26 protein-coding genes and 1 riboswitch are annotated in these 26349 nt (G+C 71.8%); of the genes, 10 read left to right on the forward strand and 16 right to left on the reverse strand.

Going from position 1 to position 26349, the window contains the following annotated elements; all coding sequences use genetic code 11:
• Positions 1–33 precede the first annotated feature (33 nt).
• Both DJ017_RS18955 and thiC read right to left on the reverse strand, forming a co-directional pair.
• Positions 34–660: a class I SAM-dependent methyltransferase gene (locus DJ017_RS18955; protein ID WP_111530456.1), complete on the reverse strand. Its 627-nt coding sequence runs from the start codon at positions 658–660 to the stop codon at positions 34–36.
• Between the two features lie 59 nt (positions 661–719).
• Positions 720–2555 carry a phosphomethylpyrimidine synthase ThiC gene (gene thiC, locus DJ017_RS18960; RefSeq protein ID WP_111530457.1) on the reverse strand — a complete coding sequence of 612 codons (1836 nt, stop codon included), beginning with the start codon at positions 2553–2555 and terminating at the stop codon, positions 720–722.
• Between the two features lie 73 nt (positions 2556–2628).
• Positions 2629–2736, reverse strand: a riboswitch (TPP riboswitch).
• A 100-nt stretch (positions 2737–2836) separates the two neighbouring features.
• Here thiC and DJ017_RS18965 point away from each other — a divergent pair.
• Both DJ017_RS18965 and DJ017_RS18970 read left to right on the forward strand, forming a co-directional pair.
• Positions 2837–3295 carry a hypothetical protein gene (locus DJ017_RS18965; protein ID WP_111530458.1) on the forward strand — a complete coding sequence of 153 codons (459 nt, stop codon included), beginning with the start codon at positions 2837–2839 and terminating at the stop codon, positions 3293–3295.
• A gap of 152 nt (positions 3296–3447) precedes the next feature.
• The gene (locus DJ017_RS18970; RefSeq protein WP_111530459.1) at positions 3448–4152 is read left to right on the forward strand and encodes a cysteate racemase; all 705 of its coding nucleotides are present in this window, start codon (positions 3448–3450) and stop codon (positions 4150–4152) included.
• A gap of 18 nt (positions 4153–4170) precedes the next feature.
• On the opposite strand, the gene ypfJ is transcribed toward DJ017_RS18970, so the two are convergent.
• The 11 genes from ypfJ to DJ017_RS19025 form a co-directional block, all read right to left on the reverse strand.
• Positions 4171–5019 (reverse strand): KPN_02809 family neutral zinc metallopeptidase, encoded by an 849-nt coding sequence (ypfJ, locus tag DJ017_RS18975; protein WP_111530460.1) that lies wholly within the window; start codon positions 5017–5019, stop codon positions 4171–4173.
• 63 nt (positions 5020–5082) lie between these two features.
• Positions 5083–5463 (reverse strand): hypothetical protein, encoded by a 381-nt coding sequence (locus DJ017_RS18980; protein ID WP_111530461.1) that lies wholly within the window; start codon positions 5461–5463, stop codon positions 5083–5085.
• A gap of 18 nt (positions 5464–5481) precedes the next feature.
• Positions 5482–6093: a tetratricopeptide repeat protein gene (locus DJ017_RS18985; RefSeq protein WP_111530462.1), complete on the reverse strand. Its 612-nt coding sequence runs from the start codon at positions 6091–6093 to the stop codon at positions 5482–5484.
• Between the two features lie 59 nt (positions 6094–6152).
• Positions 6153–7079, reverse strand: a complete 927-nt coding sequence (locus DJ017_RS18990; RefSeq protein WP_111530463.1) for a DMT family transporter — start codon at positions 7077–7079, stop codon at positions 6153–6155.
• Positions 7076–7834, reverse strand: coding sequence for a uroporphyrinogen-III C-methyltransferase (gene cobA / locus DJ017_RS18995; protein WP_319418010.1), 759 nt, complete (start codon positions 7832–7834; stop codon positions 7076–7078). Before cobA ends, DJ017_RS18990 begins: the two co-directional genes overlap by 4 nt.
• Before the next feature lie 10 nt (positions 7835–7844).
• Positions 7845–10484, reverse strand: a complete 2640-nt coding sequence (locus DJ017_RS19000; RefSeq protein ID WP_111530465.1) for a nitrate reductase — start codon at positions 10482–10484, stop codon at positions 7845–7847.
• Positions 10481–10819 carry a nitrite reductase small subunit NirD gene (gene nirD, locus DJ017_RS19005; RefSeq protein WP_111530466.1) on the reverse strand — a complete coding sequence of 113 codons (339 nt, stop codon included), beginning with the start codon at positions 10817–10819 and terminating at the stop codon, positions 10481–10483. The genes DJ017_RS19000 and nirD overlap by 4 nt, the downstream gene beginning before the upstream one ends.
• Complete coding sequence (nirB, locus tag DJ017_RS19010) at positions 10816–13269, reverse strand: nitrite reductase large subunit NirB (RefSeq protein ID WP_111530467.1); 2454 nt, start codon at positions 13267–13269, stop codon at positions 10816–10818. Before nirB ends, nirD begins: the two co-directional genes overlap by 4 nt.
• A 24-nt stretch (positions 13270–13293) precedes the next feature.
• A complete protein-coding gene (locus DJ017_RS19015; RefSeq protein ID WP_111530468.1) occupies positions 13294–14517 on the reverse strand; it encodes a nitrate/nitrite transporter in 1224 nt (407 codons plus the stop codon).
• A gap of 240 nt (positions 14518–14757) precedes the next feature.
• The gene (locus tag DJ017_RS19020; protein WP_111530469.1) at positions 14758–15858 is read right to left on the reverse strand and encodes an ABC transporter substrate-binding protein; all 1101 of its coding nucleotides are present in this window, start codon (positions 15856–15858) and stop codon (positions 14758–14760) included.
• Positions 15855–16433: an ANTAR domain-containing response regulator gene (locus tag DJ017_RS19025; RefSeq protein WP_111530470.1), complete on the reverse strand. Its 579-nt coding sequence runs from the start codon at positions 16431–16433 to the stop codon at positions 15855–15857. The genes DJ017_RS19020 and DJ017_RS19025 overlap by 4 nt, the downstream gene beginning before the upstream one ends.
• A gap of 277 nt (positions 16434–16710) precedes the next feature.
• On the opposite strand from DJ017_RS19025, the gene DJ017_RS19030 reads away from it, so the two are divergent.
• Entirely contained in the window at positions 16711–17331 is a 621-nt protein-coding gene (locus DJ017_RS19030) for a PAS domain-containing protein (RefSeq protein ID WP_193540012.1), read from the forward strand.
• Here the strand turns inward: DJ017_RS19030 and DJ017_RS19035 are convergent.
• Positions 17328–17555, reverse strand: coding sequence for a hypothetical protein (locus tag DJ017_RS19035; protein WP_111530471.1), 228 nt, complete (start codon positions 17553–17555; stop codon positions 17328–17330). The two genes, DJ017_RS19030 and DJ017_RS19035, sit on opposite strands and share 4 nt — an antisense overlap.
• Before the next feature lie 61 nt (positions 17556–17616).
• Between DJ017_RS19035 and DJ017_RS19040 the strand changes: the two genes are divergently transcribed.
• From DJ017_RS19040 to DJ017_RS19060, 5 genes are all read left to right on the forward strand, one after another.
• The gene (locus DJ017_RS19040) at positions 17617–19143 is read left to right on the forward strand and encodes a UbiD family decarboxylase (protein ID WP_111530472.1); all 1527 of its coding nucleotides are present in this window, start codon (positions 17617–17619) and stop codon (positions 19141–19143) included.
• A gap of 25 nt (positions 19144–19168) precedes the next feature.
• Positions 19169–20593: a M20/M25/M40 family metallo-hydrolase gene (locus tag DJ017_RS19045; protein ID WP_111530473.1), complete on the forward strand. Its 1425-nt coding sequence runs from the start codon at positions 19169–19171 to the stop codon at positions 20591–20593.
• Positions 20594–20605: 12 nt separating this feature from the next.
• Entirely contained in the window at positions 20606–21019 is a 414-nt protein-coding gene (locus tag DJ017_RS19050) for an MAPEG family protein (protein WP_111530474.1), read from the forward strand.
• Positions 21020–21080: 61 nt separating this feature from the next.
• Positions 21081–22412, forward strand: a complete 1332-nt coding sequence (locus tag DJ017_RS19055; protein WP_111530475.1) for a TldD/PmbA family protein — start codon at positions 21081–21083, stop codon at positions 22410–22412.
• 89 nt (positions 22413–22501) lie between these two features.
• Positions 22502–22747, forward strand: coding sequence for a DUF4170 domain-containing protein (locus DJ017_RS19060; RefSeq protein WP_111530476.1), 246 nt, complete (start codon positions 22502–22504; stop codon positions 22745–22747).
• Positions 22748–22778: 31 nt separating this feature from the next.
• Here DJ017_RS19060 and DJ017_RS19065 read toward each other — a convergent pair whose 3' ends face one another.
• Both DJ017_RS19065 and DJ017_RS19070 read right to left on the reverse strand, forming a co-directional pair.
• Positions 22779–23015 (reverse strand): hypothetical protein, encoded by a 237-nt coding sequence (locus DJ017_RS19065; protein ID WP_133255508.1) that lies wholly within the window; start codon positions 23013–23015, stop codon positions 22779–22781.
• A gap of 50 nt (positions 23016–23065) precedes the next feature.
• Positions 23066–23749, reverse strand: coding sequence for a fused DSP-PTPase phosphatase/NAD kinase-like protein (locus DJ017_RS19070; RefSeq protein WP_111530478.1), 684 nt, complete (start codon positions 23747–23749; stop codon positions 23066–23068).
• A gap of 105 nt (positions 23750–23854) precedes the next feature.
• On the opposite strand from DJ017_RS19070, the gene DJ017_RS19075 reads away from it, so the two are divergent.
• Both DJ017_RS19075 and DJ017_RS19080 read left to right on the forward strand, forming a co-directional pair.
• Complete coding sequence (locus tag DJ017_RS19075; RefSeq protein ID WP_111530479.1) at positions 23855–25633, forward strand: ABC transporter ATP-binding protein; 1779 nt, start codon at positions 23855–23857, stop codon at positions 25631–25633.
• A complete protein-coding gene (locus tag DJ017_RS19080; protein WP_111530480.1) occupies positions 25630–26337 on the forward strand; it encodes a lysophospholipid acyltransferase family protein in 708 nt (235 codons plus the stop codon). The genes DJ017_RS19075 and DJ017_RS19080 overlap by 4 nt, the downstream gene beginning before the upstream one ends.
• The last annotated feature ends 12 nt before the right edge of the window (positions 26338–26349 follow it).

Consider the following 26349-nt stretch of genomic DNA (forward strand, 5'->3'; position numbering starts at 1 on the left):
CGGCGGTGCGGACCCACGCCTCCGCGCCTGGGCCTATTCCACCCGGCAGAAGCAGTAGACGAACTGCTGCGGCGCGCCCCACGGGGTCTCGTGGCGTTCGGTGACGCTGTCGAGGAGGCGGAACTTCGGGCCGAACTCGCCGTGCAGCCCGGCGGCGTCATAGCGGACGACGTCGAGGCCGCTGCACTTCTCCGGCCCCTCCGGGCCGAAGGTTGCGACGATGACGAGGCCGCGGGGCTTCACCGCGCGGGCGACCTGGCGGACGTAGGCCACCCGGTCCTCGGGCCGGGTCAGGAAGTGGAAGACGGCGCGGTCGTGCCAGACGTCGTAACGGGCCGTCTCGAGCGGGACCTTGGTGATGTCGCCGGCGATCCAGCGTACCGACGCGCCGGCCGCACCGAGCCGCTTGCGGGCCACATCGAGCGCCACCTGGGAGATGTCGAGCACCGTCACGTCTCGATAGCCGCGGGCGAGCAGGTCGTCGACCAGGGTCGCCTCGCCGCCGCCCACGTCGATGACAGCGCTGGCGCGATCGGGCGCGGCGTCCTCGATGATCTTCAGCGAGAGGTCGAGGTGAGGCCGGTACCAGCTCACCTCGTCCGGCGCCTTGGACCGATAGACCTTTTCCCAGTGGGTTCTGTTCTTCGTCGCGCTGTTCATCGCGCCCTCCGCCGGACCCCAAAGCTAGGGTTCCGGCGGGTCGGGCGCCAGGGGCGCGGCTATTCGGCCGCAGTCACCGGAACGAGGATCTCGCCACCGGTGTCGCGGAACTTCTTCGCCATCTCGTCCATGCCCGAGGCCACCTCGTTCTGCTGGCGGGCGGCGTCGCGGATGTCCTGGCTGATCTTCATCGAGCAGAACTTAGGCCCGCACATCGAGCAGAAGTGGGCGGTCTTCATCGCCTCCTTCGGCAGGGTCTCGTCGTGGAACTCGCGCGCCGTCTCCGGATCGAGGCCGAGGTTGAACTGGTCCTCCCAGCGGAACTCGAAGCGGGCGCGGGACAGGGCGTCGTCCCAGGCCCGGGCGGTGGGGTGGCCCTTGGCGAGGTCGGCGGCGTGGGCGGCGATCTTGTAGGCGATGACGCCTTGCTTGACGTCGTCGCGGTCGGGCAGGCCGAGGTGCTCCTTGGGCGTCACGTAGCAGAGCATGGCCGTGCCGAACCAGCCGATCATCGCCGCGCCGATGGCCGAGGTGATGTGGTCGTAGCCGGGGGCGACGTCGGTGGTGAGCGGGCCGAGCGTGTAGAACGGCGCCTCGTGGCAGTGCTTGAGCTGCTCGTCCATGTTGGCCTTGATCTTGTGCATCGGCACGTGGCCGGGGCCCTCGATCATCACCTGGACACCGTGTTTCCAGGCGACCTTGGTGAGCTCGCCCAGGGTGCGCAGCTCGGCGAACTGGGCCTCGTCGTTGGCGTCGGCGATGGAGCCGGGACGCAGGCCGTCGCCCAGCGAGAACGAGACGTCGTAGGCCCGCATGATCTCGCAGATCTCTTCGAACCGCTCGTAGAGGAAGTTCTCGCGGTGGTGGGCGAGGCACCACTTGGCCATGATCGAGCCGCCGCGGCTGACGATGCCGGTGACCCGCTTCGCCGTCAGCGGGATGAACGGAAGCCGCACGCCGGCGTGGATGGTGAAGTAGTCCACCCCCTGCTCGGCCTGTTCGATCAGGGTGTCGCGGAACACCTCCCAGGTCAGGTCCTCGGCAATGCCGTTCACCTTCTCCAGCGCCTGGTAGATCGGCACGGTGCCGATCGGCACCGGGCTGTTGCGGACGATCCAGTCGCGGATGTTGTGGATGTTGCGGCCGGTGGAGAGGTCCATGACCGTGTCGGCGCCCCAGCGGATCGACCAGACCAGCTTGTCGACCTCGTCGGCGACCGTGGAGAGCACGGCCGAGTTGCCGATGTTGGCGTTGACCTTGACCAGGAAGTTCCGGCCGATGGCCATCGGCTCCAGCTCGGTGTGGTTGATGTTGGCCGGGATGATGGCGCGGCCGCGGGCCACCTCGTCGCGGACGAACTCGGGCGTCACGAAGTCGGGGATCTCGGCGCCGAAGCTCTCGCCGTCCTTGATGAACGGATCGGAGGCCTTGCGGCGCAGGTTCTCGCGGATGGCGACATATTCCATCTCGGGGGTGACGATCCCCCGGCGGGCGTAGTCGAGCTGGGTGACGCCGGCCCCGGCCCTGGCGCGATAGACGCGGCGCGGCGCGGTGAACTGCGGCGCGAGGCCCGCGCCCGAGGCGAAGCCGTTGTCCTCGGGCTTCACCTCCCGCGGGGTCTCGACGATCTCGACGTCGCCGCGGGAGACTACCCAGGGCTCGCGGGTGCGCGGCAGGCCCTTGTCGATGTCGATGGTCACGGCCGGGTCGGTGTAGGGGCCGGAGGGGTCGTAGAGGGTGAGCGCGGGCTCGCCGGCGCTCGGGTGCACGGCCACCTCGCGGAAGGGCACGCGGATGTCGGGCCAGCGCTCGCCCGCCTGGTAGACCTTCCGGGAGCCGGGGCGCTCGCCGGTGGGGATGGCGGTAGGGTCGAGGGGGCCGGTGGGCTTGTTCATCGCGTGGCTCCAGGTCCGAGCAGGGGGCTCGGCCGTCTTCGTGGACGGACGTCTTGGCGGACCACGGGCGTCAGGAGGAGGATGGGCCCTTCCCTTCGCCGGCATGACCCGGATCAGGTTCGACGGGTCGTGGGCTCACCCACCTCTCAGCCGCTCGCGCGCGGCCCCCCGAGGATCGGCGGACGCTACGCCCGACGCGGCGGCAAGACCAGCCAGATTTGCTGAAATCCGGAACAAGCGGGGGCGTGGTAATGTTGAGCGGGCCAGCAGGAGACATGCCCATGAAGACCCTTGCTCGCTTCGTCCTTGGACTGGCGTCCCTGGGGGGCGCCGCCACCCTCGCCGCCTGCGCCGACGAGTACGCCTACGCGCCTCCCCCGCCGCCCCCGGCGCCGGTGGGTTACGCCGCCCCGGCGGTGGCCGTGGTCCCGGCCTGCTTCTTCACCCGGGACATCCGCAACCACACGATCGGCGACGACCGGACGCTCTATCTCAACGTCAACGACCGCATGGTCTATCGCGTGGAGATGGAGGGCGGTTGCCTGGCCGGCGCGACCTCGTCGGATCCGATCGTCATCCAGAACCCGCCCGGCTCGAACAACGTCTGCCGGCCGATCGACCTCGACATCGGGGTGCACATGGGCGGCGGCGGCGGCTTCACCAACCGCTGCATCGTGCGCAACATCGTGCCCCTGAGCCCGGCCGAGGTGGCGGCCCTGCCGCCGAAGCTGCGGCCCTAGGACCGCTTCGCTCCCGTCCCTCTCTCCTGCGCCGCCGGGGAGAGGGTTCGCCGGACCGCGATTGAGTGCTAGGGCGGAGCCATGCGCCGCGCACGCCATCGCCCCGCCTGGGGACCCGTTCCCTTCGCCGCAGCCATGGGGAGGACCGCGCCGTGAGCGAGGCTGCCAACGGTCTGGTGCTGGGCGTGCTGGGAGGCATGGGGCCGGCGGCGACGCTGGACTTCCTGGCCAGGCTGCAGGCCTACACCCCGGCGAAGTCCGAGCAGGACCACATCCGGGTGCTGGTCGACATCAATCCGCAGGTCCCCGACCTCAACACGCCAGGATCGGGCGCCGGGCCGGTGCTAGCCGAGATGGCCGGGGCGCTCGGCGGGGCCGGGGCCGAGGTGCTGGCGATCGCCTGCAACACCGCCCACGCGCACGCGGACCTGATCCGCCGGGCCTCGGGCCTGCCGCTGGTGGACATGATCGAGACCGCCTCGGCCGCGGCGGCGCGCTCGGGCGCGATGCGGGTCGGGGTGCTGGGGACGAAGGGCGCCCTGCGGCTCTACCGCGAATACCTGGCGGCCCAGGCGATGGGCATGGTGAGCCTGGCGCCCGAGCGGCAGCAGGCGTTCATGGACCTGCTGTCGCGGATCAAGGCGGGCGAGCGCGGACCGGCGGCGACGGCGGAGATGGCGGGTTTCGCCAAGGACCTGATCGCCGACGGCGCCGAGGCGATCATCGCCGGCTGCACCGAGGTCCCGCTGGTGCTCGCCAAGGAGGACGTGCGGGCGCCGTTCTTCGACGCCGGCGACCTCCTGGCCCGGCGCTGCGTGGCGGTGTGCCTGGGCATGGAGGCCGTGCCGGCGATGTGACGCCGCCGCGGCGACGGATCAGAGCGTGTCCGCGCCGAAGGTGTCGCAGCGGGCCGGATCGCCGGAGGCGGCGCCGGCGCGGAACCAGCGCATGCGCTGTTCGGATGTGCCGTGGGTGAAGCTGTCGGGCACGACCTGGCCGCGCGTCTGTTTCTGCAGGGTGTCGTCGCCGACGGCGGCGGCGGCGCGCAGGCCGTCCTCGACGTCCTTGGCGTCGAGCGCGACCTTGCCGCCGGAGACCTGGGAGGCGTGGGCGGCCCAGACGCCGGCGTAGCAGTCGGCCTGCAGCTCGAGCCGGACCGAGCCGCTCTCCGCGCCATGGGAGCCCAGGCGGCGGGCCATCTCGTCTTGGCCGAGGAGGTTCTGGACGTGGTGGCCGATCTCGTGGGCGAGGACGTAGGCGCGGGCCGCCTCGCCCTGGGCGCCGAAGCGGCCGGAGAGCTCCTGCCAGAAGGAGAGGTCGAGATAGACCTTGCGGTCGTTGGGACAATAGAACGGCCCCATGGCCGACTGGCCCATGCCGCAGCCGGTGCCGGTGGCCTGGTCGTAGAGCACGACGCCGGCCGGCGGCTGATAGTCCCGGCCCTGCTGGCGGAAGATGCCGCTCCAGACGTCGTCGACATTGGTCTCGACGACGTCGACGAACTGGCCGGCCTCGTCCTGCGGGGTGCCGCGCTGGCCCTCCTGCTGCTGGGCCGCGCCCGAGCCGCCGAGGGCGCTCAGGGTGGTCGAGGGGCTGACCCCGAACACGAGGTAGCCGATGAGGGCCAGGACCACGCCGCCGGCCCCCAGGCCGCCGACGCCCACCGGACCCAGGCCACGACGATCCTCGATGTTTCCGCTCTCGCGTCCGCCGCGCCATTCCATGGCCTGATCCTCACCTGTGCGCCTATCGCCAGCGCATAACGCCGGACCCTCAAAGGATGCTCCTCAGCGCCGGTTGGCGGCGGCGTCGAGCACCTTCCGGTTGGAGTCGGCCAGGGCGCTGTCGGGGATCGAGGCGAGCTTCGAGGTGTCGATCCTGGGCAAGACGGCGCCGGCGCGCGGCGGCGGCTGGGCCGCACGCGGGTAGGACTGGCTGAGCGACTTCTGCGCCTGGATGTCGGCGAGCGCCTGGTTGGCGCGCATCTGGGCCTCGAGGGCCATCAGCTGGTTCTGCTGCTGGACCATCTGCTGGCGCAGCATCTCGTGCTGGGTGCGCCAGTCGAACTCCTGCTGCGGGTTGGCGGGCGCGGCGTAGGGCGGCGGATAGGGCTGCGCGATCGCCGGCGCGGCGATCAGGGTGGCGAAGACGGCGGCAAGGAGACGCATGGGACCTGCAGGGACGGCCTATTCCTTCCGGGCGACATGGAAACGCGTCAGCTCGCGCTTGGGCGCATCCCAGTCGGGGGCGAGCTCGACCGCCTTGAGGTAGTCGAGGTAGGCGGCCTTGACGTCGTCCAGGCCTTCGTGCGCGAGGGCGCGGTTGTAGTAGGCCTTGGCCGGCTCCTCGACGCCGAGGGAGAGGCCGTGGTCGAGGTCGGCCAGGCCGTCGGCGTAGCGCCGCTGGCCGATCAGGGCGGCGCCGCGGTTGACGTAGATCTCGCCGAGCTCGGGCTTGGCGCGGACGGCGAGGTCGAAGTCGGCCAGGGCTGGGGCGAACAGCTTGCGGCGCAGCTTCATGACGCCGCGGTTCACATAGGTGCCGGCGAGGTCGCGCGGGCTGAGGAACTCGGTCTCCAGGGCCGTGGTGCAGACCGCCTCGGCGGCGGCGTCGGAGGCGCCGGCGAGGGCCGACTTGGAGCAGGTCTGGGCGAGGCCGCCGCCGATCACGGTGACCGCGGCCCGGCCCGGACCGGCAATGGACAGGGTGGCCAGGAACACGATCAACGGCGCCGCAGCGCCGGCGAGCGCTCCGATCAGGGGCTTTCCGATCCGGAACTTGCCGCTGAGGGGCTTCATGACGCCCTCCGTCGAATACCGACGTCAGGGCGGAAGGGTCCGCCCGGACCCCGCGCCTGTCAACGCACAGCTTTCTGATCGAGGCGGAAGCGGATGAGCTCGCGGTGCAGGATGTAGAGGCCGCTGGCGGCGACCACGAGGGCGCCGGCGACGGTGGCCGGGTGAGGCGTCTCGCCCCAGACGAGGTAGCCGAGGCCGGCGGCCCAGATCAGCTGGCTGTAGTCGAAGGGGGCGACGACGCCGACCGGGGCGACGGTCAGGGCCTGGGTCAGGAGGAGCTGGCCGACGCCGCCGATCAGGCCGGCGAGGATCAGGAAGGCGAGGGTCTTCGGATCGGGCGTCACCCAGTGGAACAGCGAGCCGACGAGGCCGACCACCGCCCCGCCGAGGGTGAAGTAGAAGACGATCGTCGGGCCCTTCTCGGTGTCGACGATCTGGCGGATGGCGACCATCGCGCCCGCCGCGCCGACGGCGCTGGCCAGCGCCAGGGAGACGCCGACGACGTTCATGTGGCCGGGCTGTGGCCGCACCATGATGAGCACGCCCAAGAAGCCGACCAGCACCGCGGCCCAGCGATGCCGGCCGACGTGCTCGGAGAGGATCACGGCCGAAAAGGCGGTCATGAACAGGGGCGAGGCGAACTGGAAGGCGACGCTGTCGGTGAGCGGCAGGTGCTGCACGGCCGAGAAGCCGCAGACCATGGAGGCGAGGCCGACGGTGGCGCGCGTCAGGTGGCCCAGCGGGCGGCGGGTCTTGATCACGGTCCAGCCGGTGGTGCGCCAGATGTAGAGGCCGAGCGGCACGAAGGCGAAGGCGTTGCGGAAGAAGACGATCTCGAAGACCGGGACGCCGCGCGATCCGGTCCACTTCACCAGCGCCGAGAGGCAGGCCATGCAGGCCATGGCCGCGATGCGATAGGCGATGCCGAGCGCGGCCCGGTCGGGAGGGCGGTCGGCGGGAAGGTCTGGCGTGGGCTCCGGGGTCACGCCTTCCTAAGCGGGCGCATCGGCTCCGGGGTCAACTGCGAAGCGTGGCCGCAGGCGCGGGTGGCGACCTCGCCGACCACCACCAGCACCGGGCCCCCGCCGGTCCGCGGCGCGGCGCCGGCGAGCTCGGCGAGCCGGCCCTGGAAGACCAGCCGCGCCTCGGGGCGGGCGATGCTCTCCAGCACGACGACCGGCGTGGCGGCGGCGCGGCCGGCGGCCATCAGGCGGCGGGCGAGCTCGGCCGCCTGAGCGCCGCCCATGTAGATGGCGACCGTGGCCTCGGCGTCGGCGGCGGCGCGCCAGTCGAGGGCGTCGGCCCCGCCGTCGAGGCGGGCGGTGGTGAGGATCAGGCGGCGGGCCTCTCCGCGATGGGTGAGCGGGAAGCCGAACTCGGCGGCCGCGGCGCTGGCCGCGGTGACGCCGGGCACGACCTCTGAGGCGACGCCATGGGCGGCGAGGAAGTCGGCCTCCTCCCCTGCCCGGCCGAAGACCGAAGGATCGCCGCCCTTCAGCCGCACCACCCGCAGGCCGCCGCGGGCGAGGCGCAGCATCAGCCGGTTGATGGTCGCCTGGGCCATGCTGGCGCGCCCGGCCCGCTTGCCGGTCTGGATCTTCAGGCAGTGCGCGGGGGCGAGGGCCAGGATCTCGTCCGAGACCAGGGCGTCGTAGAGCAGAGCCTGGGCGCTCTCGATGGCGCGCACGGCGCGGAGCGTCAGGAGGTCGGCTGCGCCGGGGCCGGCGCCGACGAGCTGCACGGGGTGAGTTTCAGGCGGCATGGGCGACGGTCCGGGCGGCGATGAGGCGGACGATCTCGGGACGGCAGGAGCCGCAGACCGACCCGGCGGTGGTGGTCTCGGCGACGGCTTCGAGGTCGGCGCAGCCGGCGGCGAGGGCGGCGTCGATGCGCGAGGCGCGGACATTGCGGCAGGCGCAGACGACGGGGCTGGTGTCGAGCGGCCGGCCGGGGGCGCGGCCGATCAGCAGCCCCGCCCGGGCGGCGGCGTCGAGGCTTTCGCCGGCGAACAGCTCGACCAGCCAGTCGCGCGGCGGCAGGGCCCCGGCGCCGGCGGTGAACAGCACGCGGTCCAGCCGACCGCCGGCGAGCCAGGCCTCGCGCACGGCGCCGGCGGCCGGATCCTCATAGCGCAGCACGTCCTCCGACGCGGCGCGGGCGAGCGCGCGGCGCAGGGCCGCGCGCTCGGCCTCGTCCCCGCGGCCGGCGAACTCGTGGAGCTGGCAGCCGGCCTGCGGGATGCGCCGCCAGACGAGGTCGAGGCCAGCCGGCAGGCTCCAGGCCTCGCGGGCGATGAAGAAGCCGCGCCAGGTCTCGCGGTAGGGCCGCACGCGAGCGGGGGTGTGCTTGAACTCCGGCTGGCCGGAGCGCGGGTCGGTGCGGGCGGCGACCAGCGGATTCGCCTGACCCGCTGGCGCGTAGGCGGCGGCCCAGTGCATGGGCAGGAAGATCGAGCCGCGACGCTGGCGGTCGGTCAGGCGGGCTGTCACCACGGCCTCGCCGGCGCGGGTCTGGACCCGGGTCAGGCGCCCATCGGTGATCGCCAGGGGCGCGGCGTCGTCGGGATGGATCTCGACGAAGGGCTCGGGCGCGTGGCGGCAGAGCTCCGGCGCAAGGCCGGTGCGGGTCATGGTGTGCCACTGGTCGCGGATTCGGCCGGTGTTGAGGCTCAGGGGATAGGCCGGGTCCGTCGCCTCGGCCGGACCGTGGGCCTCGAGGGCATGCATGTGGGCGCGGCCGTCGGGGGTCTGGAAGCGGCCGTCGGCGAAGAGGCGCGCCGTTCCGCCGGCTGGCGTGACCGGCCACTGGACCGGCTCCAGCGCGTCATAGGCGTCGGGCGTCAGGGCGGCGAGCGGGCTGAGGTTCAGGAACCGGCCCTGGTTCTCGTAGGCCGTGAGGCGGGCGTATTCGCGGAAGACCTGGGCGGGGCTGCGCCAGGCGAAGGCCTCGCCGTAGCCCATGGCCTCGGCGACGTCGGCGACGATGCGCCAGTCGGCGCGCGCCTCGCCGGGCGCCGCCATCAGCGGCCGCTGGCGGGAGATCCGGCGCTCGGAGTTGGTGACCGTGCCGTCCTTCTCGCCCCAGGCCAGGGCCGGCAGGCGGACGTGGGCGAAGGCGGCGGTGTCGGTCTCGGCCATGACCTCGGAGACGACGACGAAGGGACAGGCGGCCAGCGCCTCGCGCACCTTGCCGGCCTCCGGCAGGCTGACGGCGGGATTGGTGGCCATGACCCAAAGCGCCCTGATGCGGCCGGCGCGGACCGCCTCGAACATCTCCACGGCCTTGAGGCCCGGCGCCTCGGCCATGACCGGCGCGCCCCAGAAGCGCTGGAGCCGGGCGCGGGAGGCCGGGTCGAAGTCCATGTGGGCGGCGAGGGTGGTGGCGAGGCCCCCGACCTCGCGCCCGCCCATGGCGTTGGGCTGGCCGGTGATCGAGAAGGGGCAGGCGCCGGGCTTGCCGATGCGCCCCGTGGCCAGGTGGGCGTTGAGGATGGCCAGGCCCTTGGCGACGCCCTGCGCCGACTGGTTGGCGCCCATGGAGAAGAGGGTGACGGTCTTCGGCGTGTCGGCGAACAGGCGGAAGAAGGTCTCCAGTTCGGCGGGGTCGAGGCCGCAGTCGCGGGCCACGGCGTGGACCGACTGGTCATCGCCGGCGAGCCCGGCCTCCACCTCGGCGAAGCCGGCGACGTGGGCGGCGACATAGGCGCGGTCGACGGCGCCGCGGCGCAGGAGGTCGGCGAGCAGGCCGTTCCACAGGCGCACGTCGGTCTGCGGCTTCAGCGCGAGGTGCAGGTCGGCGCCCTCGGCGGTGTCGGTGCGGCGCGGGTCGACGACCACGTGGCGCTGGCCGCGCTGGCGGGCGGCCTCCATGCGGCGGAAGAGCACCGGGTGCGTCCAGGCGGCGTTGTGGCCGCTGAAGACCACGAGGTCGGCGAGGTCGAGGTCCTCGTAGCAGCCGGGGACGAGGTCGGCCCCGAAGGCGAGCTTGTGGGCGACCACCGCCGAGGCCATGCAGAGGCGCGAGTTGGTGTCGATGTTGGCCGAGCCGATGAAGCCCTTCATCAGCTTGTTGGCGGCGTAATAGTCCTCGGTGAGGAGCTGGCCCGAGACGTAGAAGGCGACCGAGTCCGGGCCGTGGCGGGCGATGGTCTCCCTGAACCGCCGGGCGACGAGGGCCGTGGCGTCGCGCCAGGCGGCGCGGCGGTCGCCGATCATCGGGTGCAGCAGCCGGCCCTCGAGGCCGACGGTCGAGGCCAGGGCCCCGCCCTTGGAGCACAGCCGGCCGGCGTTGGCCGGGTGCGCCGGATCGCCCTGCAACGTCAGGGCGCGGCCGTCCGCCTGCGCCGCGATCCCGCAGCCGACGCCGCAGTAGGGGCAGGTGGTGCGGGTCACACCTGCCCCAGCAGGATCCGGCCGTCCTCGATGCGAAGGGGCACGGTGGGGCTGCAGCCCTTGCCGCGGTCGGCGCCGAGCGGCTCGCCGGTGGCAAGGTCGATGGACCAGTTGTGCAGCGGGCAGGCCACGGCGTGGCCGTGGACGATGCCCTGGCTGAGCGGACCGCCCTTGTGGGGGCAGGCGTCCTTGAGGGCGAAGACGCGGCCATCGCCGGTGCGGAACACGGCCACCGCGCCGCGCGGGGTGGGCACGCGGCGGGCGCCGCGCAGCGGCACGTCGGTGACGGCGCCGACGTCGATCCAGATCGTCTCTTCCTTCACGTGCGCGTTCATGCCGGGGCGAACTCCATGCGGCGGGTGAGCGGGTTGAACTCGTGGGCGTCGCGGCCGGCGACGCGCTCGGCCCAGGGGTCGATGCGGGCGAAGCGCTGGGCGTAGGCGAAGCGGTCGTAGAGGGCGCGGCGGCGGTCCGGGTCCTCGATCTCGGCGCGGATCGCATCGAGGCCGACGCGGGCCATCCACTTCCAGATCCGCTCCAGGTACCAGGCGTCCTCGCGATAGAGCTGGACGATGGCGCAGATGGCCCAGACCGCCTCGTCCTCGCTGGCGACCTTCGTGAGCAGCTCGGTCTTCTTCACCTCCAGGCCGGCGGCGCCGCCGATGTGGATCTCGAAGCCGCTATCGACGCAGACCACGCCGATGTCCTTGCAGGTCGCCTCGGCGCAGTTGCGCGGGCAGCCGGAGACGCCGAGCTTGAGCTTGGCCGGCGTCCAGGCGCCCCACATGACCTTCTCCAGCCGCACCCCGAGGCCGGTGGAGTCCTGGGTCCCGAAGCGGCACCACTCCGAGCCGACGCAGGTCTTCACCGTGCGCAGCGCCTTGCCGTAGGCGTGGCCGGAGACCATGCCGGCGCGGTTGAGGTCGGCCCAGACGGCGGGCAGGTCCTCCTTCTTGACGCCCAGCAGGTCGACGCGCTGGCCGCCGGTCACCTTGACGGTGGGGATGGCGAACTTCTCGACCACGTCGGCGATGGCGCGCAGCTCGGCGGCGGAGGTCACGCCGCCCCACATGCGCGGCACCACCGAGTAGGTGCCGTCCTTCTGGATGTTGGCGTGGACGCGCTCGTTGATGAACCGCGACTGCTTGTCGTCGCGGTATTCGCCGGGCCAGGCGCAGACCAGGTAGTAGTTGAGCGCCGGACGGCAGGTGGCGCAGCCGTCCGGCGTGGTCCATTCGAGCGCCTGCATTACCGCCGGGATCGACTTCAGCCCCTCGGCGAGAATACGCTTCCTGACCTCGCCATGGCCGCGATGGGTGCAGCCGCAGACCGGCTTGGGCCCGGCCTGGACCTGGAAAGCGTCGCCGAGCTGGGCGGCGAGGATCTTCTCGACCAGCGGGGTGCAGGAGCCGCAGGAGGCCGAGGCCTTGGTGACGGCGCGGACCGCCTCGAGGGTCGCCAGGCCCTCCCCGGCGATGGCGCTGGTGATCGTTCCCTTGCAGACGCCGTTGCAGCCGCACACCTCGGCGTCGTCCGCCATGGCCGCAACGGCGGCGCTAGGGTCCAGCCCCCGAAGGCCCTCCGTGGCGGCCTGGCCGAACACCAGGGTCTCGCGGATGTCGCCGACGGATGCGCCCGAGCGCATCAGGTCGAAGTACCAGGCGCCGTCGGCGGCGTCGCCGAACAGCACGGCCCCGGCGACCTTGCCCTCGCGCAGGACGATGCGCTTGTAGACCCCGCGCCCGGCGTCGCGGAACACGATGTCCTCACAATCGCCGCCGCCGGCGAACTCGCCGGCCGAGAAGACGTCGACGCCGCTGACCTTCAGGCGGGTGGAGAGCACCGAGCCCTCGTAGGCGCCGGCCCCGCCGGTCAGGGCCTCGGCGAGGGTGCGGCACATCTCCCAGATCGGGGCCACCAGGCCGTAGCACTGGCCGCGGTGCTCGACGCATTCGCCGACCGCGAAGATCGCCGGATCGGAGGTGCGAAGCGCGTCGTCGACGACGACCCCGCGGTTCACCTCCAGGCGGGCGGCCCTGGCGATCCCGGTGTTGGGGCGGATGCCTACCGACATGACCAGTAGGTCGCAGGGCAGGACACGGCCGTCCTTGAGCCTGAGTCCGGTGACCTGGCCGCCCTCCCCCACGATCTCCTCGGATTGGGCGCCCAGCACCGTCTCGACGCCGCGCTCGGCCAGGGCCTCGGTGAGCAGGAAGCCGGCGGAGGCGTCGAGCTGGCGCTCCATCAGGACGTCCATCAGGTGGACGACGGTGGCGTGCATGCCGCGACGGGCGAGGCCGTAGGCCGCCTCGATGCCCAGGAGGCCGCCGCCGATCACCACCACCTTCGCGCCCGGCTTGGCGGCGGCGGTCATGGCCTCCACGTCGTCGAGGTCGCGGAAGGTGACGACGCCGGCGAGGTCAGCCCCCGGCAGAGGCAGTCGGATGGGATCGGCGCCGGTGGCGAGGATCAGCCGGTCGTAGCCCGCCTCGAGGCCGCCGGCGGCCCGCACCAGCCGCTCGGCGCGGTCGATGCTCTCCACGGGCGCGCCGGCGTGCAGGACGATGCCGTTGTCGCGGTACCAGGCCTCGTCGTTGATGACGATGTCGGCGAAGGTCTTCTCCCCCGCCAGCACCGGCGACAGCATGATGCGGTCGTAGTTCACCCGCGGCTCGGCGCCGAAGATGGTGATCTCGTAGCGGTCGGGGTCGCGCTTCAGCACTTCCTGCACCGCCCGGCAGCCGGCCATGCCGTTGCCGATGACGACCAGACGTTCCTTGGTCATACGCTTCACTCCCTTGGGACCTGGTCAGAGGCGCAGCGCCGCGCCGGCGGCGGGGCTGAGCTCGGGCCAGGTCCGCCGCCAGCGGGCCTTGACCCCGGTGAGGCCGACGAGGGCGAGGAGCGCCAGGCCCGCGAAGGCCAGGAGGCCGCCCTGGTAGGAGCCGGTGACCTGCTTGGCCCAGCCGAGGCTGGAGGCGAGGTAGAAGCCGCCGGCGCCGCCGGTCATGCCGACGACGCCGGTGACGACGCCGATCTCCTTGCCGAAGCGCTGGGGGGCGAGCTGGAACACCGCCCCGTTGCCGGCGCCGAGCGCCATCATCGAGAACATCAGCACGGCCAGGGCCACCCAGGCGCTGGGGAGCTGGAAGCTGGCCACCGCCAGGCCGAGGGCGGCCAGGACATAGACCACCGAGAGCGTTCGCACCCCGCCGAAGCGGTCGGCGAGGGCCCCGCCCACCGGCCGGATGAAGGAGCCGGCGAAGACGCAGGCGGCGGTGAAGAAGCCGGCGGTGACGGCCGGCAGGGCGTACTCGGCGTTGAAGTAGATCGTCAGCGAGGACGACAGGCCGACGAAGCCGCCGAAGGTGACGCCGTAGAGGGCCATCAGCCACCAGGCGTCGCGGGTCTTCAGCACGTCCAGGTATTCGGCGAGGCGCTTGGGCGCGGGCCTGTTCGGCGCGTCCTTGGCGAAGATGACATAGACCAGGAAAGCGACGGCGAGCGGGGCGGCGGCCAGGCCGATCACGTTGGTCCAGCCGTAGGTCTGGGCGAGCGAGGGGGCGAACAGGGCGGCGAGCGCGGTGCCCGAGTTGCCGGCGCCGGCGATGCCGAGGGCCAGGCCCTGGTGCTCGGGAGGATACCAGCGCGAGGCGAGCGGCAGGGCGACGGCGAAGGAGGCGCCGGCGACGCCGAGGATGACGCCCAGGGCCAGCACCTGATGATAGCTGTTGACGCCGAGGCGCCAGGCGGCGAGCAGGCCGGCCATGACGACGAGCTGGCCGATGATCCCGGTCTTCTTGGGCCCGATGTGGTCGACCATGACGCCGGCGACGAGGCGCAGGACGGCGCCCGCCAGCACCGGCACGGCGACCATGAAACCCTTCTCGGCGGGGTTCAGGTGAAAGGTCTTGGCGATGGCCACGCCGAGCGGGCCGAGCAGCACCCAGACCATGAAGGAGAGGTCGAAGTAGAGGAAGGCGGCGAAGAGGGTCGGCGTATGGCCGGCCTTGAAGAACGAACGGCTCAGCATCGTGAGAAGCCCCGTGCAGGATGCGGTGAGCGGCGGCGTCGCCGGGAGGGATGGAGAGCTCGTCCTCGAGCCGTTCCGAAGAAGCCGCGACGCCGTTGCCAGGGCTTGCCACGATGAGAACCGCGGCGATGGCGACCGGTCACGCGACGGGAAAGCCTGGCCGTGGAACTTCCATGCTGCAGCGCAAAAAGACGGCGCCCGCGCTCAGGCGATGGTCAGAAAACGGGCGGCGCGCACGGCTCAGGCCTTGATGAGGCGGCTCATCGGCGCGTGGGCGGCGTAGGCGCGGGCGTCGCGCAGGCGGAAGTGGCCGTCCTCGCCGTAGCCGTCGAGCCACTCCGGCATCGGCGGGACGGGTCCGAGCGTCCCGGCCGCGGCGGTGAAGAGGTCGAGCCGGCAGACCGCGGCGGCGACGGCGGGGATGTCGACGTCGGGCGGCAGGTGACCCCAGCGCATCATCTGGGCGAGCAGCCAGCCGGCCCGGACCGGCAACGGCGCGTTCGCGTCGCCGCCGTGGAACACCATGCCGGCGAGGGAGCGCTCGATCACCGCGGCCGGGGCGCCGACGTAGTGCGGCTGGGCCAGCAGGGCCGCGAGCTCGGTGCGGTTGGCAGACGCCCCCGCCCAGGCGGCGGCCTTGAGGAGCGCGCGCAGCAGGGCCTGGAGCACTTCGGGATTTTCCTCGGCCCAGCCTTGCGTCACCGCGAACACCTTGTCGGGCGTGCGGGGCCACAGGTCCGCGCCGCGGGCGAGGATGACGCCGGCGCCCGCCTCCACCGCAGCGGTGTCCCAGGGCTCGGTGACGCAGAAGCCCTCGACGACGCCGTCGACGAGGAGGCCGGTCATGCGCGGCGGCGGGGCGATGGTCAGGCGCACGTCCCGGTCCGGGTCGACCCCGGCCCGGGCCAGCCAGTCGCGCAGCAGGTAGTTGTGCACCGAGTAGGGAAAGACCACGGCGAAGGTGATCGGGCTCGCCCCCTCCTGGCGGCGGCGGGCGATCAGGCGGGCCAGGCCCTCGGCGCCGGGGCCGGGACCGACGGCGGCGGCCAGGCGCTGGGCCATGGTGATGGCCGGGCCGTTGAGGTTCATGGCGAAGGGCGCGACGAGCGGCACGGGCCGGTCGCCGGCGACGCCCAGGGTCATGGCCAGGGCGAGCGGCTGGAGCATGTGGGCGCCGTCGAGGGCGCCATACGCGATCTTGTCCCGCACCGTCGCCCAGGAGGCCTCGCGGCTCAGCTCGATCCGAAGGCCCTCGGCGGCGAAGAAGCCCTTCTCCTGGGCCACCACCAGGATCGAGGCGTCGTTGAGGGCGATGAACCCCAGGCGCAGCCGACCGCTCATGGCTCGTTCCCCTTCAGCACGCCGGCGAAGGCCAGCAGGTCGGCGGCCACGGCGCCGAGCGGGCGGCCGGTGTCCATGGAGAGCTTGCGCAGCAGCCGATAGGCCTGGTCCTCCTCGAGCCCGCGCTCCTTCATGAGGAGGGCCTTGGCGCGCTCGACCGTCTTGCGCGAGGCGAGGTCGGCCTTGGCTTTCTCGAGGTCCTGGCGAAGCTGGCTCATCAGCTGGAAGCGGCTCATGGCCACCTCGAGGACCGCGCGGACGCGGTTGGCGGCCAGGCCGTCGACCACATAGGCCGAGACGCCGGCGCGCACCGCCTCCTCCGCGAGGCCCGGCTCGGAGCGGTCGACGAACATCACCACCGGCCGCGGACTGGCGGCGGTGGACTCGCGCAAGCTCTCGATGGTGTCGCGGTCGGGGCTGTCGGAGGCGACGACGATGACATCGGGCGCGAAGGCGGCGGCCTCGGCGCGGTCGAACAGGGCGGCGTGGCGGACCTCCAGCGGCTGCACGCCGGCGAGGCCCTCCGCCACCAGGGCGGCCCGGGCCGGATCGGGGTCGACGACGAGGACGCGCATGCCCGGCGACTAAGCGCCGCCCGGCTCCGGGCCGAAGGGTCAATCGGCGCGGGACGCGGCAGGCGGCGCGCTTCCGCCCACAAATCGGGCGCCGGCGCCCGCCGTTTCAGCGTCCGCGGAGCCCCGCGGCGAGCGGGCCGGAGCCGCCGATCTCCCCATTTCGGGTATGAGACGGCGCTCTACACGCAGGAGGCGTATGATATCTTATGATGGTTCAGATCGGGGGGCGGTCGTTTCGGGACCCGGATCCGGCTCTCGATGGCCGCCTGAGTGAGGCGTGCAGAGGTTCATCCTCCAGCAGAACATCGAACGCTTCCGCCAACGGCTCGCCGAAGCCAGCGACGAGGCCGACCGCCGGCGCCTGACGGCGATGCTGGCCGGGGCGGAACGGGAGCTGGCGCTGGTCAACACCGCGATGAGCGGAGTGCAGCTGCAGCCGGCCGGCGCCCTCGCGCCCGACGAAGCGGCGCGGAAGGAAGCCCTGGCGAGGTTCCGCGCGGAGATCGCGCCCTCGTCCCGGCCCTCGCTGCTCATCGACCCCCAGCCCGGCCTACCGATCGCCGAGGTCAACGCGCCCTATGAGGCGGTGTGCGGCCTGGACCGCAAGGCGCTGATCGGCCAGCCGCTGTTCCTGCTGTTCCCCGACAACCCCGACGATCCCATCGCCGACGGGGTGAGCCACCTCTACGCCTCGCTGAAAAAGGCGGCCGAGAGCGGACGGCCGCACGCCATGGAGGTCCAGCGCTACGACGTCCGCGACGGCGACGGCCGGTTCGTCGAGCGCTACTGGCGGCCGCTGAACACACCGCTGACCGACGGCTTCGGCCGGGTGGTCTTCCTACTGCACCAGGTGGACGAGGTCACTGACGAGGTGCTGGGCGGCAAGGGGGCCGGCTAGAACTCGTCCTCGATCGAGGAGCGGAAGAGCTCGAAGACCTCCTTGGCGCGGGTCTCCGGATCGACGGCGGCCTCCGGCTCCGGCGGCTGGGCGGGGGCGGCGGCGCCCGTCAGGCGGCCGACCACCGCGCCGTCCTGGACGAGCAGCACCTCCTCGCCCTCCTCCACAGCGGTCAGCAGGGCGGCGAGCTTGGGCGGCAGGTCGTCGAGGTCGATGCGCTTCATGCGCTGAGTGTAGACCGGCGGGCGGCGTGGCCCTAGCTTCCGCCCCGCGAATGGAGGGGTGATGGCCTACCGGTCCTTGCGGGAATTCATGCAGCGCCTGGAAGCGGCGGGCGAGCTGGTGCGCGTCGCCGAGCCGGTGTCGAGCGTCCTGGAGATGACCGAGATCCAGCGGCGCCTCTTGGCGACCGGCGGCCCGGCGGTGCTGTTCGAGAAGCCGATCCGGGCGGACGGCGAGATCTCGTCCATGCCGGCCCTCGTGAATCTGTTCGGGACGGTCAAGCGGGTCGCCATGGGCGTCACCCTGGAGGGGCGCGAACGGGCGACCGCCGGCGACCTGCGCGAGGTCGGCGAACTTCTGGCCTTCCTGCGCAATCCCGAGCCGCCGCGCGGCTTGAAGGACGCCTGGGACATGCTGCCGCTGGCCAAGACGGTGATGTCCATGCGCCCGCAGGTGGTGAAGAAGGCGCCGGTGCAGGAGGTGGTGCTGAAGGGCGAGGATATCGATCTCGCCAAGCTGCCGATCCAGACCTGCTGGCCGGGCGAGCCGGCGCCGCTGATCACCTGGCCGCTGGTGGTGACCAAGGGGCCTAGCGAGGATCGCGAGGACGACTACAACCTCGGCATCTACCGGATGCAGGTGCTGGGCAAGGACCGCACCATCATGCGCTGGCTGGCGCACCGCGGCGGGGCGCAGCATCACCAGCGCTGGAAGAAGGCCGGCAAGCGCGAGCCCCTGCCCGCCTGCGCGGTGATCGGGGCCGATCCGGGGACCATCCTGGCGGCGGTGACGCCGGTGCCGGACACGCTCTCCGAATACCAGTTCGCCGGGCTGATGCGCGGGGCCAAGGTGGAGCTGGTCCCGGCCAAGACGGTGCCGCTGATGGTGCCGGCCAACGCCGAGATCGTGCTCGAGGGCCACGTGCTGCTGGACGAGTACGAGGACGAGGGGCCCTACGGCGACCACACCGGCTACTACAATTCGGTGGAGCGCTTCCCGGTGTTCCAGGTCAGCGCCATCACCATGCGCAAGGACCCGATCTACCTGACGACCTTCACCGGCCGGCCGCCGGACGAGCCATCCGTGCTGGGCGAAGCGCTGAACGAGGTGTTCATCCCGCTGATCCGCCAGCAGTTCCCGGAGATCGTCGACTTCTGGCTGCCGCCGGAGGGCTGCTCCTACCGGATCGCCGTGGTGTCGATGAAGAAGGCCTACCCCGGCCACGCCAAGCGCGTGATGATGGGCGTCTGGAGCTACCTTCGCCAGTTCATGTACACCAAGTGGGTGATCGTCGTGGACGACGAGGTCAACGCCCGCGACTGGAAGGACGTGATGTGGGCCATCTCCACGCGGATGGACCCGGCGCGCGACATCACGGTCATCGAGAACACCCCCATCGACTACCTGGACTTCGCCTCGCCGGAGAGCGGCCTGGGCTCGAAGATCGGCCTCGACGCCACCAACAAATGGCCGCCCGAGACCAAGCGCGAATGGGGCGAGAAGCTGTTCATGGACGCGCAGGTGATCGAGGCGGTGACGGAGAAATGGTCGCGGCTGGGGCTTCCCGGAGACGGCAAGCCGGTGGAATAGTGCCGCTCCAGTTGGAGGGGCATTCATGATCAAAGTCGTCGCCGCGGCCGCCGCCGCCGTTCTCGTCTCGTCGGCCGCCGGAGCGCAGCCGGCCAAGGTCGCCCCCGCCGCCAGCGGCGAGGCGCAGTTCCGCAGCCTCTACAAGGAGCTGGTCGAGACCAAGTCGGCCTATCCGGACGGCAGCTGCACCCTCGCCGCCGAGCGCATGGCCGCGCGGCTGAAGGCGGCCGGCTTCCCCGACAGCGACCTGCACATCATCGTTCCCGACGGGAAGCCGAAGGACGGCAACCTGGTGGCCATCTATCCGGGCCGCGATCCCAAGGCCAAGGCCGTGCTGATGCTGGCCCACATCGACGTGGTCGCCGCCAAGCGCGAGGACTGGACGCGCGATCCGTTCACCCTGGTGGAGGAGGACGGCTACTTCTACGGCCGCGGCGCCTTCGACGACAAAGCCCAGGCGGCGATCTGGACCGACAACCTGATCCGCTACAAGCAGGAAGGCTACAAGCCGCGGCGGACCATCAAGATGGCCCTGACCTGCGGCGAGGAAGGCGGCGGCTTCGTCGACGGCGCCGAGTGGCTGACGGCCCACAACCGCGCCCTGATCGACGCCGGCATCGCCCTGAACGAGGGCGCGGGCGGGGAGCTGGACGCGGCCGGCAAGCCGGTGTCGCACACCATCCTGGCGGCCGAGAAGATGCCGGTGAACTTCACCTTCGAGGTGACCAACCCGGGCGGCCACTCCTCGCGGCCGATGCCGGACAACGCGATCTATCACCTGGCCAAGGCGCTGGACGCCGTGGCCGCCTATGAGTTCCCGGTGCAGATCAACGACGCCAGCCGGGCCTACCTGACGCGCATGTCGAAGGTGGTCGGCGGCGAGAAGGGCGCGGCGATGAACGCCATCGCCGCCAACCCGGCCGACGACAAGGCCAACGCCCTCCTGTCGAAGGACCCGAGCCTGCACGCCATGCTGCGCACCACCTGCGTGGCCACCATGCTGGACGCCGGCCATGCGCCGAACGCCCTGCCGCAGCGAGCGCGGGCCAACATCAATTGCCGCGTCTTCCCGGGCGAGCCGATCGCCCAGGTCCACGACACCCTGGTGAAGATCGTCGCCGACCCGGCGGTGAAGATCTCGACGCCCGAGGGCGGCTTCCCGGCCGCCGCCGCCCCGCCGATGACGCCCAAGGTGCTAGGGCCGATCGAGAAGATCTCCCAGGCCATGTGGCCCGGCGTGCCGGTGGTGCCGATCCTGCAGCCGGGCGCGACCGACGCCACCTTCCTGAACGCGGTCGGCATCCCGGCCTTCGGCGTCTCTGGCCTGTTCATCGATCCGGACCTCGGCCGCATCCACGGGCTGAACGAGCGGATCCGGGTGAAGTCGCTGATGGAAGGCCGCGAGTTCCTCTACCGCCTGGTCAAGGCCTACGCCGACCAACCGAACTGAGGCGGGCGCGCGATGGAGGTCGTTCCCGCCGCCCCGGCCGCCGCCCACGCCGCCGCCCTCTGGGCCGGCCTGAGCCTGCTGTTGATGCTGGTGCTGTCGGTGAGGGTCGTACGCCTTCGCCGGCGGCACGGCGTCGCCCTGGGCCATGGCGAGTTCGCCGACCTCCACCATGCCATCCGCGCCTTTGCGAACGCGGCGGAATATGTGCCGGCGGCGCTGGTGGCGCTGGGGCTGCTGGCCATGGCCGGGGCGCCCGCGGCGCTGGTGCACGCGACGGGCCTCGTCCTCTTCCTCGGGCGGGCGGCGCACGCGGTGGGGCTGTCGCGCAGCGGCGGCGCCTCGCTCCCGCGCGCGGCGGGAATGCTGGCGACCTGGCTCGCCTACCTCGTCGCGGCGGTGGCCCTGATCTTCTACGCCGTCCCCTGAAGGCGCATCCGGAGCGCGGGTCTTGCTTGCCGCAGGGGCGCCGGGCGGCCATATGGCGGGGATGAATCAGGACCTGTTGAACGAGGTGGTGCAGGCCGCCTTGAAGGCCGGCGCCGATGCGGCCGAGGCGGTCGGCGCCGAGCGCCGCGCCCTTTCCATCACCGTGCGGCTCGGAGAGCTGGAGGAAGTGGAGCGCGAGGAAGCGCGCGACCTCGGCCTTCGCGTCTTCGTCGGCAAGCGTCAGGCGACGGTCTCCGGCTCCGACATCAGCGCCGAGGCCCGCGCCAAGCTGGTCGAGCGGGCCGTGGCCATGGCCAGGCTCGCGCCGGAGGATCCCTATGCGGGCCTCGCCGACCCGGCCCTGCTGGCCAGGGGCGACCTCCCCGACCTCGACCTGTTCGACGCCAGCGAGCCCTCGCCGGAGACGCTTGAGGATCGCGCCCGGGCGGCCGAGGAAGCGGCGCGGGCCGTCGAGCGGGTGACCAACACCGACGGGGCGTCCGGCTCCTGGTCGGCCTCGCAGTGGGCGATGGTGACGAGCGGCGGCTTCGCGGGCGTGCACCGCGCCTCCGGCTTCTCGCTCGGGGCCACGGCCATCGCCGGCGACGAGAACGGCATGGAGATCGGCTACGACGGCCGCTCGACCCGCTGGCAGTCGGACCTGCCTTCGCCCGAGAGCATCGGCGCCGAGGCCGGCCGCCGCGCCGCCCAGCGGCTGGGGGCGCGCAAGATCGCCTCGACCACCGCGCCCGTGATCTTCGAGAACCGGCTGGCCGCCTCACTGATCGGGCCGATGATCGGCGCCATCTCCGGCCCCTCGATCGCCCGCGGCACCTCCTTCCTGAAGGACAAGCTGGGCGAGAAGATCTTCGGCGAGCACGTGACGATCACCGACGACCCGCACCGCCCGCGCGGCCTGGGCTCGGCGCCGTTCGACGACGAGGGCGTCGCCAACCAGAAGCGCAACCTGATCGACCGCGGTGTGCTGACCACGTGGCTGCTGAACGCCTCCTCGGCCCGGCAGCTCGGCCTGACCAGCACGGGCCACGCCTCGCGCGGCCTCGCCGGCCCGCCCGGCGTGGGCCCGTCGAACCTCACCGTACTGCCGGGCGACAAGAGCCAGGCCGAGCTGATCCGCGAGGCCAAGAGCGGCCTCCTCGTCACCAACATGTTCGGGCCGTCGCTGAACGGGAACACAGGCGACTGGTCGGTGGGCTGCGCCGGCTTCTGGTTCGAGGACGGCGAACTCGCCTATCCGGTGACCGAGATCACCGTGGCCGGCAACCTGATCGACATCTACGCGCGGCTGATCCCCGGGTCGGACTTGGAGATCCGCGGCGCCACCAACTCGCCGTCCCTGCTGGTGGATTCCCTGGCGATCGCCGGTCTCTGACACGGTTTCTCAACGCCGGGCATTGATCCTGCCGCCGCGTCAGCCTATCGGGGCGCGCAAATCTGGTTGCAAACGATACGAAGGCCGCCATGTCCGACAAGCAGCTGCTCCACCTCGTGATCGGCGGAGAGATGAAGACCCTGGACGGTCCGCCCGAATTCCGGGACCTCGGCAAGGTCGACCTGGTGGGCGCCTATCCGAGCTATCGCGAGGCGCTCGGCGCCTGGCGCTCCAAGGCGCAGGAGACGGTGGACAACGCCCTGATGCGCTACTTCATCATCCATGCGCACCGCCTGCTCGACCCGGGCCTGGGCGCGGACGACCACGAGGACTGAGCCGAGGCCTGAAGCGGCGGTTGGTAGAGGGTCAGACCGCCGGCGCGCTGCTGCGCTGGATCTTCTCGACCAGGCCGCCGTCGCGCCAGACCTCGACGGCCTCGCAGCTGGCGTGTTCACGGAGCATGGCCTCGGCGCGCAGGCGCGCGGACGGCGCGCCGTCGGCCACCAGGTCGACCACCGTGGCGATGCCGTCGCGGCGCACCCCGAGCAGGGTGTAGACGTCTTCCGTCGTGATGGTCAGCGCCCCGTCCTCCATGCAGCGCATGATTGCATGCGCGCCAGAGGCGAGTCTGTCGGAATCAGCACTTAGCGAATTTATTCCCGGCGCAGCAGTTTCTCGGTGAGCACCGAGCCCCACATCTGGGACTGGAAGGTCGCCTTCATCCCCTTGGGGTCATAGGCCGGGCTCTGCACCCACTCGAGGAAGGACATGCCGGCGGGCTCGCCCTCGTCGAGATAGCGCTCGAAGGTGTAGTCGAGGACACCGGTCTTGCCCTGCTTCACGTGCAGGTAGCGGAAGCCGAGCTGATCGACGGCCTCGCGGATCGTCCGGCCCTGCCGGAAATGCATGTAGAGCACGCTCATGACGCCGGCGCGGTCCGCGCCGGACTTGCAGTGCATGAGAGCCGGGTAGGCGATCTGGTTGAAGAGCTTCTTGGCGCCCAGGACCTGGGCGACGGTCGGCACCTCGCGCGAGGCGACGGTGAAGTTGACCAGCTCGATGCCCAGCTTGGCGCACGCCTCCTTTTCGAGGGCGTAGAAGCTGCCGTCGAAACCGCCGCGCAGGTTGATGACCGTCTTGATCCCGTGGCGCTTCCAGTGGGCCAGCTGATGCGGCCAGGGCTGGTTGGTGCGCACCAGCTCGTCGGAAATCCAGTGGGCGTTCTGGAAGCCGAGGCGCAGGAAGGCGTGGTCCTTGAAGGTGTAGTCGAAATAGGTCTTCACCCGCCCGCCAAAGGTCGTCAGGTCGTAGGGGTTGGGGACGGTTTCGCCGTGCATGGGCCCTAACTAGGGCGTTGGGCCGCCATTAGGAAGCGGCGCGGTGATCGGCCGCGACGGCTCGCACGGTTGACTTACGGGGCGCTTCAGCCGACCTCAGGGCTCATGAGCGAGAGCGCCCCGCCGGAGCTGCCCGCCCGCGTCCTGGTGGCGCGGGTCGCGCGCATCTACATGGCTCCGCGCTGGAAGGGCTGGATCGTGGCCATGCTGGCGGCGGTCGGCGTCGCCGCCCTGAACGCCCGCCTCGTCCAGATCCTCAGGCCCGCCACCGACGACCTCTTGGTGCTGCACAAGCCCGGCGCGGCGGTGATGATCCCGCTGACGATCGCCGGCCTGGCCGCCGTGCGGGCCCTGTTCCAGGTGATCCAGGCGACCCTGGTCAACCGCATCGGCAACGGCGTGGTGGCCGACATCCAGCTACAGCTGTTCGGCAAGCTGGTGCGGGCCGACCTGTCGCATCTGAAGACCCAGCACTCCGGGACCTATGTGGCCTCGGTGCTCTACGACGCGGGCCTGACGCGCGAGGCGGCGACCTCGGGCCTCATCAACTACACCCAGAACCTGCTGACGGTGATCGGGGCGGTGTGGGTGATGGTCAGCATCGACTGGCCGCTGACGCTCGCCATCCTGGCCGGCGCGCCGGTCGCCAGCGCGATCATGCGGCGCTTCTCCAAGCGGACCACCAAGGCGGCCAAGGGGGCCATGGCCGAGACCTCGGCCCTCTCCACCGCCATCATGGAGAGCCTGGACGGTATCCGCGTGGTGAAGATCGAGAACCGCGAGGCGTTCGAGGAGAAGCGGGTGGGCGAGGTGATCCGCCGCCGCGAGAAGCACCTGGTGCGGGGCGCGAACGCCCGCGCCTTCGCCACCCCCTCCACCGAGCTCTTCACCACCTGGATCACGGCGGGCGTCATCGCCTACGTCGGCCTGCGCGCCCTGCACGGCGGCCACATGACCGCCGGCGGCTTCAACGCCTTCGTGGCGGGCATGCTGATGGCCAGCCAGTCGCTGCGCCAGGTGGCCAACCTGCAGACCGTGTTCGCCGAGGGTCTGACGGCGGCGCGGCGCCTGTTCAAGGCGCTGGACGTCGAGCCGGAGGTGCGCGAGCAGGCCGGCGCCCGCACCCTGCCGGCGGCCCGGGGCGCGATCCGCTTCGAGCATGTCGGCTTCTCCTATGGCGGCGACGGCCCGCCGGCGCTGGCCGACATCGACTTCGAGGCCCGACCCGGCGAGACCGTGGCCCTGGTCGGCCCCTCCGGCGGCGGCAAGACCACCATCCTCAACCTGATCCCGCGCTTCTACGACCCGACCGAGGGCCGGGTGACGGTGGACGGGGCGGACCTGCGCGAGGTGACCCTCGCCTCGCTGCGCGACCAGATCGCCCTCGTCACCCAGGAGCCCTTCCTGTTCGACGACACCATCCGGGCCAACATCGCCTATGCGCGGCCGGACGCCAGCCTCGAGGACATCGAGCGGGCGGCCAAGGCGGCGGCGGCGCACGACTTCATCAGCGCCCTGCCGAACGGCTACGACACGGCGGTGGGCGAGGCCGGCGCGCGCCTGTCGGGCGGACAGCGTCAGCGGATCGCCATCGCCCGGGCGTTCCTGAAGGACGCCCCCATCCTGCTGCTCGACGAAGCGACCAGCGCCCTCGACACCGAGAGCGAGGCCCATGTGCAGGCGGCGCTGAAGCGGCTGATGGCCGGGCGCACGACCCTCCTGATCGCCCACCGCCTGTCGACCGTGCGCGGGGCCGACCGCATCTATGTCATCGACCGGGGGCGGATCGTCGAGACCGGCGACCACGCGAGCCTGATCAAGAAGCGCGGCCTCTACGCGCGCCTGGCCAAGACCCAGGACCTGGAGGCGGAGACCGCGGCTTGAAGAACCTGCTCCGCAGCGACGGCGTCCAGGCCTTCTTGGGCTGGGTGCTCGGGACCTACCTCCGCATCGTGCTGCGCACGGTGCGCTGGCGCCACGAGAACGTGGCCTGCGTCGAGCCGGTGCTGGCCGGCGACTCGGGCGCCATCGCCCTCTTCTGGCACGGCCGCATTCCGCTGTGCCTCGCCACCGCGCCGCAGTGGTGGCGCAAGCGCACGCGGGCCTTCGTCAGCCCCTCGGCCGACGGCGAGTTCATCGCCCAGGCGCTGGCCATGTCCGGGTTTCCGGCGATCCGCATCTCTTCGGCCAAGAAGGGGGACAGCGCCAAGGCCCGCCAGGCGGTGGCGGCGATCCGCGAGGCGGTGACCTGGGTCGAGGGCGGCGGGGCGCTGGTGGTGACGCCGGACGGCCCGCGCGGCCCCAACGAGGTGATCGCGCCCGGCGCCCTGCAGATCGCCCGCCGCTCCGGCCAGCCGGTGTTCCTGATGGGCATCGCCGCGCATCCGGCTCTGCAGATGGAGGGGACCTGGGACAAGGTGATGTTCGCCGCCCCGTTCGGCCGCGGCGCGGTGGTCTGGGAAGGGCCGCTGTTCGTGCCGAAGGACGCCGACGATGCGGCCATCCAGGGCCTGATCGGCGACTGGTCGGCGCGGCTTTCCGCCGCCACCCGCCGGGCCGAGGCCCTGGTCGGGCGCGGCCCCCGTTGATCGCCGCCGGCT

Source organism: Phenylobacterium soli (assembly GCF_003254475.1).
Taxonomy (GTDB): Bacteria; Pseudomonadota; Alphaproteobacteria; order Caulobacterales; family Caulobacteraceae; genus Phenylobacterium; species Phenylobacterium soli.